The sequence below is a fragment of the Actinoplanes couchii genome (assembly GCF_016862075.1).
Classification (GTDB): Bacteria; Actinomycetota; Actinomycetes; order Mycobacteriales; family Micromonosporaceae; genus Actinoplanes; species Actinoplanes couchii.
In genome coordinates this window covers 42,431-57,267 of the sequence record NZ_BOMG01000078.1, presented here as the reverse complement: position 1 = coordinate 57,267, position 14,837 = coordinate 42,431, and the positions used below count along the sequence as shown (strand labels likewise).

The following is a 14,837-nucleotide window of genomic DNA, read 5'->3' as shown; positions in this document are numbered from 1 at the left end:
GACAACAGCAACCGCCCACCCTTCCCTCTCTCCACCGTGGATGTGCGCCCTCCCCCGCCTTCGACGTACCCCTCCCTGCTCTCCCGCCCCGGACCTGCGCCTTCTCCGCCACCCCGCCCTCGACCAGCGCCCTCCCTACCCCCGCCTTGAGCCTGTGTCCTCCCCGCTCCCACACCTCGCCCTTGACCCGTTCCCTACAGCCACTCCGCGACGTCGCCTGTTCGCCCGCCTCAGCCGGCAACCGCGCCCGTCCTCCGAACACCAAAGGCCTCCGGTGGGGCGATCGAGCCGGCCGCAAGCCAACCGTCACCGAACACCACCGAATCCAGCCAGCAGGCAGCCCCGGACAATCCGCACCCAGGAAAGCCGCCCTACGCCTGACCCCGCCCGCCCCAAGGGATTCGGCTACTCCGACGGCCCGCTCAAATCCGCGCGGCGGTACACCCGAACGGCAAGCTACTCCTTGATCCGGTGGCGTCGCGGCGACAGCAGCAGGTTTGCGCTTCCGAGCCCGGCTCCAACGGGATCTTCATAGCCTGGGCCTCGTGGCTCTGATTCGCGCGTTCGAAACCGACGACTACCCATTGGACGACGGGATTCTGATCCTCGCGGACACGAACCAGGCGTGGGATCCGGACGAGGATCCACAGATACCGCATAACCGTGATCGTGGAGACATGCCGACCGGGGCGTTCGCCGGATCAGGCGCCGGATGGATCGCCGCTCAGGCCCCTGACCTGTTCGACCACACCGTTCGTATTGAGCTGCATGACGTGCTGCCTGCTGCCGAGTCCGCCGACTTCGATGACGTCCTGGAAACACCGTTCCGATCCAGCTCCGGCGAATTGACGTTGACCGACGTGATCGGCGGCTACGGTGAGACCGACCTTCACCTCGGCGACATCGAATGGTTCCGGGTACGAATCGCACGCCGGCCATCTGACGGTGACGGGTACCACTGGCTGATCCAATTCTGGCCGAATCCCGTCAGAGAGCTGCCCGCCTGGCTTGCCCGTAGCTCCGCGACGGGAGACCGGCCCTCGGATGTGGCCGAGGACATCGAAGCACTGCTGAGATGGGCTCCTCGACTGCCACTGGAGACCAGCGTCGACGACCTGGCCAAGCGGCTTCTCGTCAGCGACACGACCGTACGCAAAGCGCTGGCGGTCGCCGAGAAAAAAGGCCTTCTACACATCGACGACGACCTGATGCGACTATCGCTGGATCGAGCCGACCCCTGACCAGGGCGGACCAGCGATAATAGGATCAACGAATTCATATTCGCGTTTACTCAGTAGCGAGACAGGCACTCAGGGCAGTGGCCAGAACCATCGTCGCCGCCCTACCCGGGGTGCTGACCACCATCGCAACCGGGTTCCCGCCCCAAGCCGCACCACATTCTGGTCGACTCACTCAAGCACCACGTCATGCCGCCCTCGTGAGCCCGCTTCTTTGCAGGTCGAGCCCGCCGGCAGCACACCGGCCGTGGGAGGACGAAACACCGGCCAGTGGGCGGACGAAACACCGGCCCGTGGGCGGACGAAACACCGGCCGTGGGAGGACGAAGGACAGGCGACGGACGCTTCGCCCGGGCCCCCGTTACGCTCACCCGGGCGAAGCGCCACCCATCTCGCAACAGCCTCGTCGCGAAGCCATCCAGAACCCCAGCGGCCCCCTCGCTACCTCCCGGCCGACGAACTTCTCACTCGCCACGCACCATCGCCGCGGGCCGGCCATGAGGATGTGGACCAGACCGCCGGTCTCGTGACCGACGTTGGCACCACCTCTCGCCAACGCACCCCTCCGCCAGCCAGCTGCCCACGGACAGCCCGGCGACGCGGGGCCCGGGAAGGACTGCGGTCCGTGGGAAGAACTGCGGTGCTTGGGAAGGACTGCGGTGCGCGATGTGCGAGGTGACTCGGGCGGTGCCGTCACCTCGCCATTGGCGCGCCGTCACCTCGCCGTCGGCACGCCGCCACCTCACCGTCGGCGCGCCGTCAGCGCACCTCTAGGGGCCGGGCTGCTACAGCTGCAGCGCGGCGATCTCGTCTCTGGTCAGGCGGCCGTCTGCGATCAGAACACTCACCTCTCTGGTCAAGGGGGCGCCCGGCTTGATCGTCAAGAGGTCCTCCCAGGCGTGGGCTGTGCAGACGCCGTTGTAGTCGCCGGTTCGGGCGAACCAGCGGTCTGCTCCGGCGATGCCCCGGAAGACCAGCGTGTAGGAGTCCTGCACGGTCAGCGCCAACCACGGGTCGGTGGAACCATGGGCCTCACCTCCGGACGGGACGAAAGCCTCCGCCTCGCCTGCCGTGGCCCGCCAGAAGAAGCCGCCGTAACCCGCCCCGCCGGTGCGACCGTTCGTCGCGGGGCTGCCCAGCGTCACCTCGGCCTGGCCCGGGACCGCCAACTCGTAGCGGAACCGCAGCTCCCAGCCGTGCCGGGCCGGGACGGCGGTGACCGAGCGCTGCTCCCGCAGGATCGTCCGGTCGGCGCCGTCGACCCAGCGGAGGGCGTCGGTGAAGCCGCCGTCGACCGGCTGCTGACCGTCGGACAGGACCCGGCCGTGGTCGTCACGCCAGATGTAGCCCTCGTCGCGCACGTAGGTGCGGCCGCCCCAGACGTTGACGCCGTCGACGTCCTGCATCGTCACCGAGACGCCGAGGTGCCAGGGATGATCCTCCGGGTACTCGTCGGTGACGACCGTGCCGCCGAGAGTCCGGATCGGGTGCAGGTAGGGCCGCGGCGCCAGGCGGATGTCGACATCGGGAGTGCTCACGTAGGTGGCGACCGGGGTTCCGTCGACAAGCAGTTCGGTCATCCTCGACCCTTTCTCGGCGTGGCCTTCCGGCCTGCGGGTAAGCGCTTTCCCTCGGAAACGTATCGTCAGGATCCGCCACGGGCAAGAACAGTGCGGGCGGCCAGCCACCCGGTCATGGCGCGGACCCCGTGACCGATCGCCCGCTCGTCGGGCACGAAGGTCCCGAAATGCGGGTAGGCGGCCTCGATCGGAGCGCCGGGCGACCGGACCCCGAGGAGGGTGTAGGTGCCGGGGATCTCCTTGAGGAAGAGGGAGAAGTCCTCACCGCTGAACGGGATCGCCGCATGCAGCGCGCCGATGCGGTGGTCACCGACCGTACGCCGAAGGTGCCGTTCCAGCTCGTCGCCGAGGCCTTGCGGGGTGACCATGGCCGGGAACGGGTCGGCCGGGAAGTCGACCGACACCGCGCCGAGGGCCTGGGCACGCCTGCGGATCTCCTGGCGGATCGACGGGTATCCCTGCTCGGGCCAGCACCGGGACACCACCCGCACCCGGTTGCCGGACGCCTGGGCCTGGAGAAAGACGAACCCGGCCAGCGGCCCCCGCGGAGTTTCGACACCGGCCACGAGGCGCTCCAGATCGGCGGGGGTGGCCGGGCGGGCGACGGTGCTCATGCCGTTGAGATCGGCGGCGAGCCGGGTCGCGCTCTCCGGATCGGTGAGGGTCACGATGCCCTGGTCCCGGCCCGGCAGCCCGAACCCGGAGGTGACCACAAGACTCCCGACCGGAGCCGGCCAGCAGTGCAGGGCATGGATCTCGGCGGGCCGATGCGTGGTCAGCACCCCGTCGGCGAGCATCGCCGCGGCGCCGGTGAGAGCCTCCTCGGCGGGCTGGAAGACGAACACGACCCGGCCGGCCAGCCGCTCGCGCTGCCGGGCGAGAGCGAGGGCCACCCCCACTCCGACGGTCGTGTGGATGTCGTGCCCGCACAGGTGGGCCGGCTCGGTGCGGCCACCGATCTGGTCGCCGGGTGGCACCGCGTCCATGTCGGCGCGGTAGGCGACCGTGCGCCCGGGCCGGGTGCCGGTCAGGACCGCGACGACACCGTGCCCGCCGACTCCGGTGGTGACCTCCAGCCCGGCGCCCCGCAGGATGCCAGCGACCACCGCGGCGGTACGCCGCTCCTGGCCGGGGCCCTCCGGATGCGCGTACAGGTCCCGCCGCAGAGCGACGAGCCGGTCGACGGCGGAGGGCCTGCCCGTGGCCACCGCGGGCCCTCCACCGCTCATGGTGGCCACCGGAACCGTCAGCGCGCCGCCGAGCACAGCTCTCCTGTCGATGCCCATCTCTTCGTCCTCCCCGTCATGTCGTCGGAGATCAGCATTCCGAACCTGCGCCTCGACCACAGTGGAGCTGGCACGCGCCTGATGGTGGTGCCAGCCCCACCCCCTCACGGGTGCAGGACCAACTTGCCGCGGGTGTGGCCGCCCGCACTCTGCTCCTGCGCCTTACCGGCGTCGGCCAGCGCGAACGTCTGCGCCACCTCGACCCGGAGGCGACCCTCCGCAGCCGAGGTGGCCACCTCGGCGAGCCCGGCCGGGGTGCGGGGACCGTCGGACGAGAACGGCACCCCCAGCGCGGCGGCCGACGGGTCGGCGATGGTGATGATCCGGTCGGTTCCCCCGCGCAGTTCGATCGACGGGGCCAGCGCACCCTGGCCCGCGGCGTCGAAAACCGCGTCGACCCCCTGCGGGGCGAGGGCGCGGACCCGGTCGGCGAGGCCGTCGCCATACTCCACCGGCAGCGCACCCAGCGACCGCAGATAGTCATGGTTCACCGGTGAGGCAGTGCCGATGACGGTCGCGCCGAGGGCCACCGCGAGCTGAACGGCCAGCCCGCCGACCGCACCGGCCGCCGCGTGCACGAGCAGGGTCTCCCCCGTGGTGACGGCGAGCAGCCGGAGCACACGCTGGGCGGTCTCGCCGGCCACGGGCAGCGCGGCCGCCGCCTCCCAGCTCAGCCCGACCGGTTTGGGAACGGCGACGGTTGCCAGCGCGTACTCCGCATAGGCTCCGGAATCGGTGAAGGCGATCACCTCGTCGCCGGGCAGCAGCGCGGTCACCGCCGGGCCCACCTCGTCGACGACGCCGGACGCCTCCAGCCCGGGGATCGCCGGGAAGGTGGTCGGGAACACCTGCTCCAGCCATCCGTTGCGGATCTTGTGGTCGAGCGGGTTGACCCCGGCCGCCCGCACCCTCAGCCGGATCTGGCCGGGACCGGGCCGTGGCGTCTCGGTCTCCACCAGCCGCAGGACCTCGGGGCCGCCGAACCGCTCGAAGACAATCGCTTTCATGGCCGTCACCTCTCGTCGTCTCGTCTTCCGGCGTCCACGGTGCCGCCGCCGGAGTCGGTTGTGGAGGGACCGCTTTGCCTAGGATCAGCGGTACCTGGTTACCGCCCGCCGAAGGCGTCAACATGGGTGCATGGACCGACGCGAGCTGGCAGATTTCCTCCGCCGCTGCCGGGACAGGCTGCAACCTCAGGAGGTGGGCCTACCGGCGGGCTTCCGGCGGCGTGCGCCCGGGTTGCGCCGTGAGGAGCTGGCGCTCCTGGCCGGCATGTCGCCCGACTACCTGATGCGCCTGGAGCAGGCGCGCAGCCCGCAACCGTCCACCCAGCTGCTCCAGGCTCTGGCGCAGGCGCTGCGGCTGAGTGACGACGAGCGTGACCACCTCCACCTGCTGGCGGGGCATCGGCCACCGGCCGGGCGGCCGGCCGGGGCGCATGTCCGGCCGAGCCTGCTCTACCTGCTCGATCAGCTGACGGGGGTGCCCGCGCAGGTGCTCAGCGACCTGGGCGACCTGCTGGCGCAGAATGCGCTGGCCGAGACTCTCTTCGGAGACGTCTGCCCACCCGTGCACCACGATCACGGACAGGATCACAACATCGTCTGGAGGTGGTTCAACGATCCGCGGATGCGGGCCGCGTTCCCGGACGAGGAGCACGACTACTGCGGTCGGCTGCACGTGGCCGATCTGCGGGCGGCGGTGGCCCGGCGTGGCACGGATCCGGTGGCGGCGGCGCTGGTCAGGCGGTTGCGGTCGTCGAGCAGCGAGTTCGCGGGCCTGTGGGACGAGCATGAGGTGGCGGTGCGGCGGCAGAGCCGGATCCGGGTTCGGCATCCGGCGGTCGGGTTGATCGAGTTCGACTGCGAGACGCTGATGACCCCGGCCGAGGATCAGCGCCTGGTTCTGATGACGGCTCCGGCGGGCAGTCCCACCGCCGGATTTCTGGAGTTGCTCCGGGTGGTGGGCAACGAGTCCTTCACGACCTGAGCATCGCGAGGTCAATGCCACAGACTGGCCACCGCCCAGCGGTCCGGGAAGAGGGATCTGCCGGTCCGGGTGGGTGGAGCTCAGGTTCGCAGGGTCGCCGAGCGGTTGCCGAGGGGGTCGGACATCAGGGCGGCGAAACCCCGCTCGGCGGCGCCGATCAGGGTTGCGTCGTCGCCCAGGCCGGAGGGGAGCAGACGGGTCCGTTCGCGGGAGACGGGCATCCCGTGCTGGGAGATCCGGGCCATCAGCTGTGGGGCCGCCGCGACGTAGAGCTCACGAAGGGTGCCACCGAAGATGACGACGCCGGGGTTGAACAGGTTGATCAGGTTGGCCACGCCGATACCGAGCCAGTCCCCGATCGCGGCGACGGCATCAGTGGCGCCGGGATCACCGGCGTCGGCGTCCCGGAGCACGGCACGGACCGCGTCCCGGCCGAACTCGCCGGAGCGGCCGGCGGCTTCGAGCAGGGCGTGTTCCCCGGTCTCGGCTTCGAGGCAGCCCCGGGAACCACACAGACATTCCCGGCCGCCGTACGGGTTGACCAGCATGTGGCCGACCTCGCAGCCGTACCCGCTCTCGCCGCCGAGCATCCGCCCGCCGACCAGGATGCCGCCGCCGACACCGACGTCGCCGTGCAGGTAGATCAGGTCGGGGCTGCCGATCCCGGCGCCGCGCTGGAACTCGGCGAGTGCCGCGAGATGGGCCTCGTTGCCGACGCTGACCGGCAGCCCGATACCAAGGGCCGCCTCCAGTTCGGTGCCGAACGCCTGGTCGACCCAGCCCATCTCCGGGCCGTACCGGACCATCCCGTCGCCGGGGCGGATCATCCCGCAGTAGGAGGCCCCGATCCCGGCGCAGACCGTGCCGGCCGGCGCCGCGTCGTACAACGAGCGCCCCAGGACGGCCAGCGCGCCGACCACGGTGTCCAGATCGGCTCCGGTCCGCGATCGGGGTGTCTCACGCCGGTCGAGGACCTTGCCGCCGAGACCGACCCGGGCCGCGACGAGGCGGTCGACGGCCACGTCGAACGCGAGCACGAACACCCGACCGGTCTCCGGCCGCACCACGAACGAAGGCCGCCCCACCGACGAAGGCCGTCCGGTGGACGGTGGCCGCCTCGTAGACGGCGGCACCACGGGCGAGGGCTGCACCGCGGACGACGACCGGCCGGCGCCTTCCGTGACGGCGGAAGTCTCCTCGCGGACCAGGCCGGCGGCGGCCAGCTCGTTGGTCAGGGCCAGGATAGTGCTGCGGTTGACGCCCATCACCTCGGCCAGGGCGGCCCGGGTCATCGGGCCGCCGGTGTGCACGTGGTGCAACAGGACGCCCAGGTTCTTGCGGTGCCTGCTCACGATCGGCGGTCCCCCACGGGTGGAACAGGTGGCGCGAAGAGGACAGCCTCTCACGACCATGGTCTGCTCCTGAGTCTCGGTCAGGCGGACGATGCACAGGCCACAGCGGTGCGGTACGGGCGGGCGGCTGAGCGGCCGCTTTCAGCTGACCGGGAGTGGCGCGGGGAACCAGGGGCCGCTCTGGAAGTTCGTGACGACTTCTTCCTTCTTCTTGACGACACCCGGCGACGGAGAGGGCGAAGAGGAAGGGGAAGGGGAAGGGGACGGGGTGGGCGGAGGTTCGAGGGCCGTAACCGGAGCGGTCCTCCCGAAGACGGGCGCCTCGATGGAACTATCCGGATTCAGGAAGAACTGTTCCCCGGCCTGTGCCGGACCGGTCAGAAGCACCGATCCCACGACCAACCCCGCACCGGCCCCCAGCAGCCGTGTCGTCCTGTTCATTCCGCACCCCTTCCGAGCCGGGCCACTACCGGAAAAGGGGACCACGCGACGGCTGTTCCGAGGCGCCGAATCAGGCGGACATCGGCCGTTCAGGCTCGGGGAACGATCCACCGGGACCGGATTCCGGAATCGGTACCCGGCCCCCGCGGATCGGTGGTTCAATGCCGCCGTCAGTGGCGGGCGGGATACCCGAAGTGCCGGACCATCTCGGTCAGCCCGTGCACGATGGCCGGCCCGGCCACCGCCGGATAGCGACGGCCGGGGTCGTCGCCCTCGGTCAGGTCCCGCCACAGGACGGACACCGGGTCAGCGGCCGGGAGCAGTTCGTGCCCGGCCGCCACCAGCAGGTAGGCGACCTGCTGGACTGTGGCCCGCCACTCCTGGCCGAAGGCCCGGTGCCACGCCCACATGCCGTCCGGGTCGACCGGCGGCCGCAGGAAGAGGTCCTCGGCGAGCTGGAGCATCCCGGCGATCCGCGGCGTGGCCCAGGTCACCAGGTCGGCGCCGGTGACCTCGGCCGGGTGCGCGCCGTGGCTGCGGGCCAGCCCGTGCACGAGCACCGCGGTGGTGTCGATCAGCAGCCACACCGACCGGTCGGGTCCGGTGTCGTCGACCCACCAGAACCCGTCGGAGAGCATGTCGGCGGTACGGCGGGTCGAGGCCCGCCACCATCCGTCGTCACCCGCGGCGAGCCGATCGGTGTACATCCACAGCAGCACCCCTCCGTGCTATCAGCACGCTTTGACACCGGTCAATTAGCGAGGCGACAAGTACGCTCGAAAGAGCGCTAGGGAGCGAGCGGGAACTGCACTTCGGTGACCAGCTCGTCCGGGCTGCCGACACTCTGCGGATCGTTCAGGTAGATCTCGCGCGGAGCCCCGTGAACGGTCAGGCCCTGTTCCTCGATCCAGCCGGTGACGACGTGATAGGCCGGGGAGATCTCCTGGTAGGGCCCGCGATGGATGGTGGACGCGACCCGTCCGCCGGGCACCTCCCGGTAGTGGACCGGACCGGCCGGCATCGCCGTTCCGGCCGGAACCGGGAAGCACACCTCCATCTCGCCCTCGGTCTGCTCGTCGATCACGTCGTGGTAGACCACGAACGGCGGGCCGGCCGGGGCGACCCCGGCCGCGCCGAGCGCGCCACCGACCGTGCCGAAGCCCTGCTGGAGCACCTCGCCGACGGTGGCGAGACTGGCCTTGAGCCGAATCCCGGCCACCGGGATGTCGGCGATCTCCTTGGTCGTCACCTGGTAGGGCATGACGTTTCCTCCTCGATCGATGAGACGTTCGAGGAACCGCAGCATCCGCTCCTGTTCGGCGAGCCGGTCCCGCAGCCGTTCCCGGTGCATGGCCAGGCGTTTGCCGGTCAGCTCCGGGTCGTCGTCGGCGAGCAGGTCGCGGATCTCCCCGACCGGCATGTCGATCAGCCGCAGCACCCGGATCGCCTCGGCGCGCCCGGCCTGGCCCCGCCGGTAGAAGCGGTAGCCGGTGGCCGGGTCCACCCGGGCGGGGGCCAGCAGTCCCTGCTCGTCATAGAAGCGCAGGGCCTTGATCGACAGCCGGCTCATCCGGGAGAAGCGCCCGATCGGGATCAGGTCGTCCATCGCGGTTCCTCCTTCCCCGATCACGTTCCGGTCTCCCGTGGCGGGAGAGTCAAACCCCGGAATCCGGTGAGTCAGATCATTCTCGGCGAGATGAAGTTCCCCCGCTCGGGACGCGGCGCCGGGATCTGCTGCGGGTCGATCGCCGGATCGGCGGGAGCGGCGGGGTGGTAGGCGGCTGCGTCCAGCCCGCAGGACGCGACCGTATGGTTGCGCACCAGCAGCGACGTCGGCACCGGCGCGATCTCCCGCCAGGCGAAACAGGACCGGATGATCGCCGCGTTGGCGCCGCCGGTCAGCTCCCGGTCGGCGCGGAGCAGGGCCCGGAGGATCCCGTGGTACGTGAGGAAGTCCGGTGACAAATTGCTCCACGTGATCGCCAGCAGCCGGCCCAGATAGTCCCGGGCCACCAGCAGCGACTCCTTGAAAGCGGCCTCGTTGCCGGTGTACGCCGCGGTGAACTCGGCCTCGATCTCCTTCAGATCGATCGCGCTGCCGGGCAGGTGCGTCGAGCGCTCCCGCAACTCCTCACTGATCAGCTTCTTGGCGACCAGGTCCTGCTGGAACACCTCGACCATGGTGTCGAAGATCGCGCCGGTCAGCGGCAGCGACCTGTCGTGCGGCTCGGTGCCGACCTCCGACATCCGCTGGTTGTTGAAGACGGTCCGGATCTCCGAGCTGTCCGACAGCTCACCCACCCGGTCCAGGCCGTTTATGGTCAGCAGGTTGCCCCTGGTGCTGTCGAGCAGGTAGTCGACCAGGGAGTGGAAGTGCAGCGACGCCACGATCGCGACCAGGTCGCCGGCCGACTCGTGCATGCCGCCGTAGTCGATCGCCGGGTCGAGCGGGCTGGCCGGCACTCCGACCTCGGCGAAGATGATGCTGTGCCCGAGTTCGTGGGCGAGCACGTCGAAGTTCTCGCAGTATGGCCGACTGTGGTCGATGGTCTTTTTCGGCGTCCGGCCGAATCCGAATTCGAGGAAACCGTAGCCGGACTGGGCGTTGTCCCATTCGATCAAGGGAATCAGTTCGAGACGATCAAAATCAGACTCGAAATGCCATTGAATCGTACGCCCGAAGTAGTCCTCCCAGATGTCCAGAACCCGCCGGACGGTCGCGTACATGGTGGCCGCCGAGAAGTCCCGGGTCGCCGGATCGAGGTGGTCGAAATGGCCGTCCGGACCGGGCCGGACCGGCGGTCGCGCCTGGCCTCGCCACGGGGGCCGGAAGAAGTCCTTGTACGGCAGTTTCCCGACCGCGTCGACCACGAACATCCGGTCGTCCCCTGGTCCGGGCCGCATCGCGGACGGTTCGACGTTGACCACGACGACCTCGGGCTCGGGAAACAACGGCCCGGATCCGTCCGCCTTCTTGAGGAATCGCGGCTGCGGAAAGATCCGGAATCGAGTGCCCTCCCCGGCGAGCCGGAGATCGAGTTCAATGGACATTGCGGCCTCCCGGGGAATGTGATTACTCGGTGCGGCCTCTAACTCGATATCTCCGGAGTTTCGAAGTCAATCCGACTGTCCAAGAACCATCCCTCCGGTGTCCTGGAGAAGACGCTGGCCCCGGTGGGCCGGGGAGCGGGTTCACTCCCCGGTGGACAACGCGGATCACCCGTCCGATGTGGCGAGCCGCCCGCCGGACAGGTGAAGGCGACGTCCGATCCCGATCGCGGACAGGAATCGTTCGTCGTGGCTGACCACCACGAACGCCCCCTGGTACGCGATCAGGGCGCTCTCCAACTGTCCGGTACTGACCAGGTCCAGGTTGTTCGTCGGCTCGTCCAGCAGCAGCAACTGCGGGGCCGGCTCGGCGAACAGGATGCACGCCAGGGTGGCCCGCAGGCGCTCGCCACCGGACAGCACCGACACCGGCAGGTGCGCGCGCTGGCCCCGGAACAGGAAGCGGGCCAGCAGGTTCATCCGCTCGGCGTCGGGCAGGGCCGGGGCGAACGACGTCAGGTTGGCGGCCACGCTGCGGTCCTCATCCAGCAGGTCGAGACGCTGGGAGAGGTACGCGGTGCGGCCGGCGGCGCGGGTAGCCGTACCGGAAACCGGGTGTTGATCTCCGCTCATCAAGCGCAGCAACGTGGACTTGCCGGATCCGTTGGGGCCGGTGAGCGCGATCCGCTCGGGGCCGCGGACGATCAGGTCGACGTGATCGACAACGGTCCGGCCCTGGTAGCCGGCGGTCAGCGCCTCGCCGTGGAAGACCGTGCGACCGGCCGGGACGGCGGTGCCGGGCAGTTCGAGGACGATCCGGTCGTCCTGACGGGCGGCGCGGCTGGCCTGGTCGTAGCGGGCCTGGGCCTGGCCGAGCCGGTCGCCGTGCACGTCGGCGGAGCGGGCGGCCGCGACCTCCGCGCCGCGTTTGAGATTACCCGCGTGGATGCGGGCGAGGCCGGCGCTGGCCAGGTTGCGTGACGCGGTCGACGCGCGGCGGGCGGCTCGTTCCCGGGCCTGCTGTGCCTCGCGTTTCTGCCGCTTGAGGTCCTGCTCGGCGCTGCGGACCTGCCGGTCGAGGGTGTCCCGTTCGGCGTCGACGGCCTCCTCGTAGGCGGAGAAGTTCCCGCCGTACCAACTGATCTCGCCGTTCTCCAGGGCCGCGATCCGGTCCATCTCGTCGAGCAGCTCCCGGTCGTGACTGATGATCACCAGAGTGCCGGTCCAGGACCGGACGACGCCGATCAGCCGCTCGCGGGCGTCCCGGTCGAGGTTGTTGGTGGGCTCGTCGAGCAGCAGCACGTCGGGGCGTTTCAGCAGCTCGGCGACGAGTCCGAGGGAGATCACCTGGCCGCCGCTCAGGGTGCCGAGCCGACGGTCGAGGGCGACATCGGTCAGGCCGAGCCGGTCGAGTTCGGCACGGCTGCGCTCCTCGATGTCCCAGTCATTACCGACGGTGGCGAAGTGCTGCTCGGACGGGTCGCCGGACTCGATGGCGTGCAGGGCGGCGATCACCCCCTCGACGCCGAGGACCTGCGCGACCGTCGTCGCGGCGGTCAGCGGCAGGTGCTGAGGCAGGTAGCCGAGGACACCACGGACAGTGACCGTGCCGCTGGACGGGGTCAGCGCGCCGGCGATCAGTTTCAGCAGCGTGGACTTACCGGTGCCGTTGGCGGCGACCAAGCCGGTGCGGCCCTCCGGGACCGAGAACGACAGGTTCACGAAGACCGGAGTGTCGTCCGGCCAGGAGAAGGACAGGTCGGTGACGGAAAAAGACATGGAGACCCCAGGAGACGAAGCAGGAATTCAGGGCACGACGAAGACAGCCGTCACGCGGACGGCCGGGGCGGGGTCTTCACCCCGTGATGTCGTCGTCCCCTGCCATGTCTCGCTCCCCTGCACTTCTTTGTCACCGGTCGTTTTTCACCGATCGCCCACAAGACTTCCGTAGCGTCGTCCGCTGTCGCAAGTCAATTACGAGACGGCCGCCTGCCGGCTCAGCAGTAACCCGACGGGCAGGCCCCGCTGGCGAGCAGTTCGTACTGGCGGCAGGTCGGGCAGATCTTCGGCTCCGGGCGCGGCGCCGGCTTGACCTTGGCCGGGGCCGCCGCCTTCCGGGTGGTGCCGGTGCCGCCGCTGCTGCCGGTGGTGGTGGTGGCCCGGGCCCGGGGAGCGGCCGCCGCCCGGGGCGCCGCCTGCACCTCGACGGCCTTCACCGCGGCGTCGAGCAGGGCGTCGTAGTTGATGTCGATCCAGTCGGCGTCCAGCGACACCAGGCCGGACGGGTCGTCCGGGTCCTTCAGGTAGGAACCCTCCACGTCCTGCAGGAACGCGGCCGCGCTCTCCGGGTCCACCGCCACGTCGACACCACCGGGGTGGATGTTGACGGCGAGCCGCTTGCCGCCCTTGGGCCGGACCTGGAGGCTGCGGCCGACCGGTTTGACGTCGACGTTCGCCCGGCCGCGAAGCTCCAGCAGCAGTCGTGCCACCGCCGGAGCCGCCCCGATGGGATCAGTCTCGTAGGCGTCCATCAATCCTCCACCGCACTTGGTTCACGCCGTGCGTCGAGCAAGGCAACCCTTGGACGATACCGCCCCCGCGATGGGCGCCGGACACGTCCTCCGGCATCGGAGAACTCCCGGCAACGGTCGGCTGATCATCGGCACGGACAGTGCCGCCGTGATCATCTCGGCGCCCTCGCCGGCCGTCCCTCCTCGGCTTCACATGGTGAGACCCGAGGCCATGGCCAGGCCCCGGGTCTCCTCTTACCACCGAATTGCACACACCGGCACGTTTAAGAGCGTGGATCATTCATCAGGACATCGGGTTTTGCCTTTAAACTATCGCCGCACGAAGCGCGGCGAGCCGGATTTGAACCGGCATCCGCTGTCGTCGTCCCTACTCGTTCGATCCGGTGATCAGTGGTGAATGCTGACATTGGAGCGATAGTCTGAGATTGATCACCGGCTGCCTCTGCCAGTTGGGCTACCTCCGCGCGGAATGCGGAGGGCGGGACTCGAACCCGCACTGTCACCGGTGGATATCAGCTTCAACTTCAGTTGTCAGCTTTGCGCCTTTCTGTGGCGCACCCCCGCGCTCCCACGGGGGAACTCATGAGTTCTACTCGAACAGGAATCCGAACACCGCCGCACCCACCCGCTGGTCGGCGACCTCGGTGTTGTTGGCCTCCTCGCGGGCGAACTTGACGGCGGTCTGCAGGGCGAGCACACGCTCCAGGATCTCGTTGACCCGCTTGGCCGGCAGCGCGCCGGAGAACTTCACCGTCGTCCAGTAACCGACGGTGATGTCCTCGTAGTAGACCTCGACCTGGGCCGGGTGCTTCTCGGTGGCCTCGGCCTTGACGTGGTTGCGCGGCACCTTCTTGGTGCGGTTGGTCCGCACCGGCTCGGTCCGCCAGCTGTCCGTCGAGTCGTCCCGCAGCCAGGACTCGGCGGCGTCCAGCACCGGAAGCTTCTTCACGAACGTGTGCAGATCGGTCAGCTGCTTCTCCAGGAACAACAGATACGTCACCGGGACCTGCGCGGCGATCGTCCGGCCGTCGACCACGACGTCGGCCCGGGCCACACAATTCGTCCAATCCTTGGTGGCGGTCACGTCGAAAAGGCGGGTCAGCGTGCCGGCGACATCGCGCAGGATCTCCTCGGCCTTGATCTGCACCCGGGTCGACTCGGCGGGCAGCTGCTCGCCCTCCTCGTCCTTCGGCTGATAGGTCCGGGAGATGCCGGCCAGCGGACCGGTCTTCTGCACCGCGTGATGGGCCTCGCTGAGATCGGCGAAGGACTTGCTCTTGACGCCCTTCTCCACAGCGATGATCTGATTGAGTTTCGGCACGGTTCCCCCCTGGAATTCAGCGGGGGAACCGTAACACCCGTCGATCAGAAC

At 69.5% G+C, this 14,837-nt stretch carries 12 protein-coding genes; 2 read left to right on the top strand and 10 right to left on the bottom strand.

Annotated features, from left to right (window positions below; translation table 11 throughout):
• Window positions 1-545: 545 nt before the first annotated feature.
• Window positions 546-1,241: a helix-turn-helix domain-containing protein gene (locus tag Aco03nite_RS31560; RefSeq protein ID WP_203801352.1), complete on the top strand. Its 696-nt coding sequence runs from the start codon at window positions 546-548 to the stop codon at window positions 1,239-1,241.
• 782 nt (window positions 1,242-2,023) lie between these two features.
• On the opposite strand, the gene Aco03nite_RS31555 is transcribed toward Aco03nite_RS31560, so the two are convergent.
• From Aco03nite_RS31555 to Aco03nite_RS31545, 3 genes are all read right to left on the bottom strand, one after another.
• The gene (locus Aco03nite_RS31555) at window positions 2,024-2,818 is read right to left on the bottom strand and encodes a DUF6807 domain-containing protein (RefSeq protein WP_203801349.1); all 795 of its coding nucleotides are present in this window, start codon (window positions 2,816-2,818) and stop codon (window positions 2,024-2,026) included.
• A gap of 65 nt (window positions 2,819-2,883) precedes the next feature.
• Window positions 2,884-4,104 carry a M20 metallopeptidase family protein gene (locus tag Aco03nite_RS31550; RefSeq protein ID WP_239145602.1) on the bottom strand — a complete coding sequence of 407 codons (1,221 nt, stop codon included), beginning with the start codon at window positions 4,102-4,104 and terminating at the stop codon, window positions 2,884-2,886.
• A 104-nt stretch (window positions 4,105-4,208) separates the two neighbouring features.
• Window positions 4,209-5,111 (bottom strand): NADP-dependent oxidoreductase, encoded by a 903-nt coding sequence (locus tag Aco03nite_RS31545; RefSeq protein WP_203801346.1) that lies wholly within the window; start codon window positions 5,109-5,111, stop codon window positions 4,209-4,211.
• 130 nt (window positions 5,112-5,241) lie between these two features.
• On the opposite strand from Aco03nite_RS31545, the gene Aco03nite_RS31540 reads away from it, so the two are divergent.
• On the top strand, window positions 5,242-6,093 hold the full coding sequence (locus tag Aco03nite_RS31540; RefSeq protein WP_203801343.1) for a helix-turn-helix transcriptional regulator: 852 nt from the start codon (window positions 5,242-5,244) through the stop codon (window positions 6,091-6,093).
• A gap of 80 nt (window positions 6,094-6,173) precedes the next feature.
• Here Aco03nite_RS31540 and Aco03nite_RS31535 read toward each other — a convergent pair whose 3' ends face one another.
• From Aco03nite_RS31535 to Aco03nite_RS31505, 7 genes are all read right to left on the bottom strand, one after another.
• Window positions 6,174-7,505, bottom strand: coding sequence for an ROK family transcriptional regulator (locus Aco03nite_RS31535; RefSeq protein ID WP_203801340.1), 1,332 nt, complete (start codon window positions 7,503-7,505; stop codon window positions 6,174-6,176).
• Window positions 7,506-8,056: 551 nt separating this feature from the next.
• The gene (locus Aco03nite_RS31530) at window positions 8,057-8,605 is read right to left on the bottom strand and encodes a hypothetical protein (RefSeq protein ID WP_203801336.1); all 549 of its coding nucleotides are present in this window, start codon (window positions 8,603-8,605) and stop codon (window positions 8,057-8,059) included.
• A gap of 68 nt (window positions 8,606-8,673) precedes the next feature.
• The gene (locus tag Aco03nite_RS31525; protein WP_203801334.1) at window positions 8,674-9,492 is read right to left on the bottom strand and encodes a MerR family transcriptional regulator; all 819 of its coding nucleotides are present in this window, start codon (window positions 9,490-9,492) and stop codon (window positions 8,674-8,676) included.
• Between the two features lie 71 nt (window positions 9,493-9,563).
• Complete coding sequence (locus Aco03nite_RS31520) at window positions 9,564-10,937, bottom strand: gluzincin family metallopeptidase (protein WP_203801332.1); 1,374 nt, start codon at window positions 10,935-10,937, stop codon at window positions 9,564-9,566.
• A 165-nt stretch (window positions 10,938-11,102) separates the two neighbouring features.
• A complete protein-coding gene (abc-f, locus tag Aco03nite_RS31515; RefSeq protein ID WP_203801330.1) occupies window positions 11,103-12,713 on the bottom strand; it encodes a ribosomal protection-like ABC-F family protein in 1,611 nt (536 codons plus the stop codon).
• 218 nt (window positions 12,714-12,931) lie between these two features.
• Window positions 12,932-13,465, bottom strand: a complete 534-nt coding sequence (locus tag Aco03nite_RS31510) for a hypothetical protein (RefSeq protein WP_203801328.1) — start codon at window positions 13,463-13,465, stop codon at window positions 12,932-12,934.
• Between the two features lie 589 nt (window positions 13,466-14,054).
• Window positions 14,055-14,786: a DUF7873 family protein gene (locus Aco03nite_RS31505; RefSeq protein WP_203801326.1), complete on the bottom strand. Its 732-nt coding sequence runs from the start codon at window positions 14,784-14,786 to the stop codon at window positions 14,055-14,057.
• Window positions 14,787-14,837: the final 51 nt, after the last annotated feature.

Coding starts and splice junctions, on each gene's coding strand:
- Aco03nite_RS31555 (WP_203801349.1), bottom strand. CDS start 2,818: ATGACCGAACTGCTTGTCGACGGAACCCCGGTCGCCACCTACGTGAGC.
- Aco03nite_RS31550 (WP_239145602.1), bottom strand. CDS start 4,104: ATGGGCATCGACAGGAGAGCTGTGCTCGGCGGCGCGCTGACGGTTCCG.
- Aco03nite_RS31545 (WP_203801346.1), bottom strand. CDS start 5,111: ATGAAAGCGATTGTCTTCGAGCGGTTCGGCGGCCCCGAGGTCCTGCGG.
- Aco03nite_RS31540 (WP_203801343.1), top strand. CDS start 5,242: ATGGACCGACGCGAGCTGGCAGATTTCCTCCGCCGCTGCCGGGACAGG.
- Aco03nite_RS31535 (WP_203801340.1), bottom strand. CDS start 7,505: ATGGTCGTGAGAGGCTGTCCTCTTCGCGCCACCTGTTCCACCCGTGGG.
- Aco03nite_RS31525 (WP_203801334.1), bottom strand. CDS start 9,492: ATGGACGACCTGATCCCGATCGGGCGCTTCTCCCGGATGAGCCGGCTG.
- Aco03nite_RS31520 (WP_203801332.1), bottom strand. CDS start 10,937: ATGTCCATTGAACTCGATCTCCGGCTCGCCGGGGAGGGCACTCGATTC.
- abc-f (WP_203801330.1), bottom strand. CDS start 12,713: ATGTCTTTTTCCGTCACCGACCTGTCCTTCTCCTGGCCGGACGACACT.
- Aco03nite_RS31510 (WP_203801328.1), bottom strand. CDS start 13,465: ATGGACGCCTACGAGACTGATCCCATCGGGGCGGCTCCGGCGGTGGCA.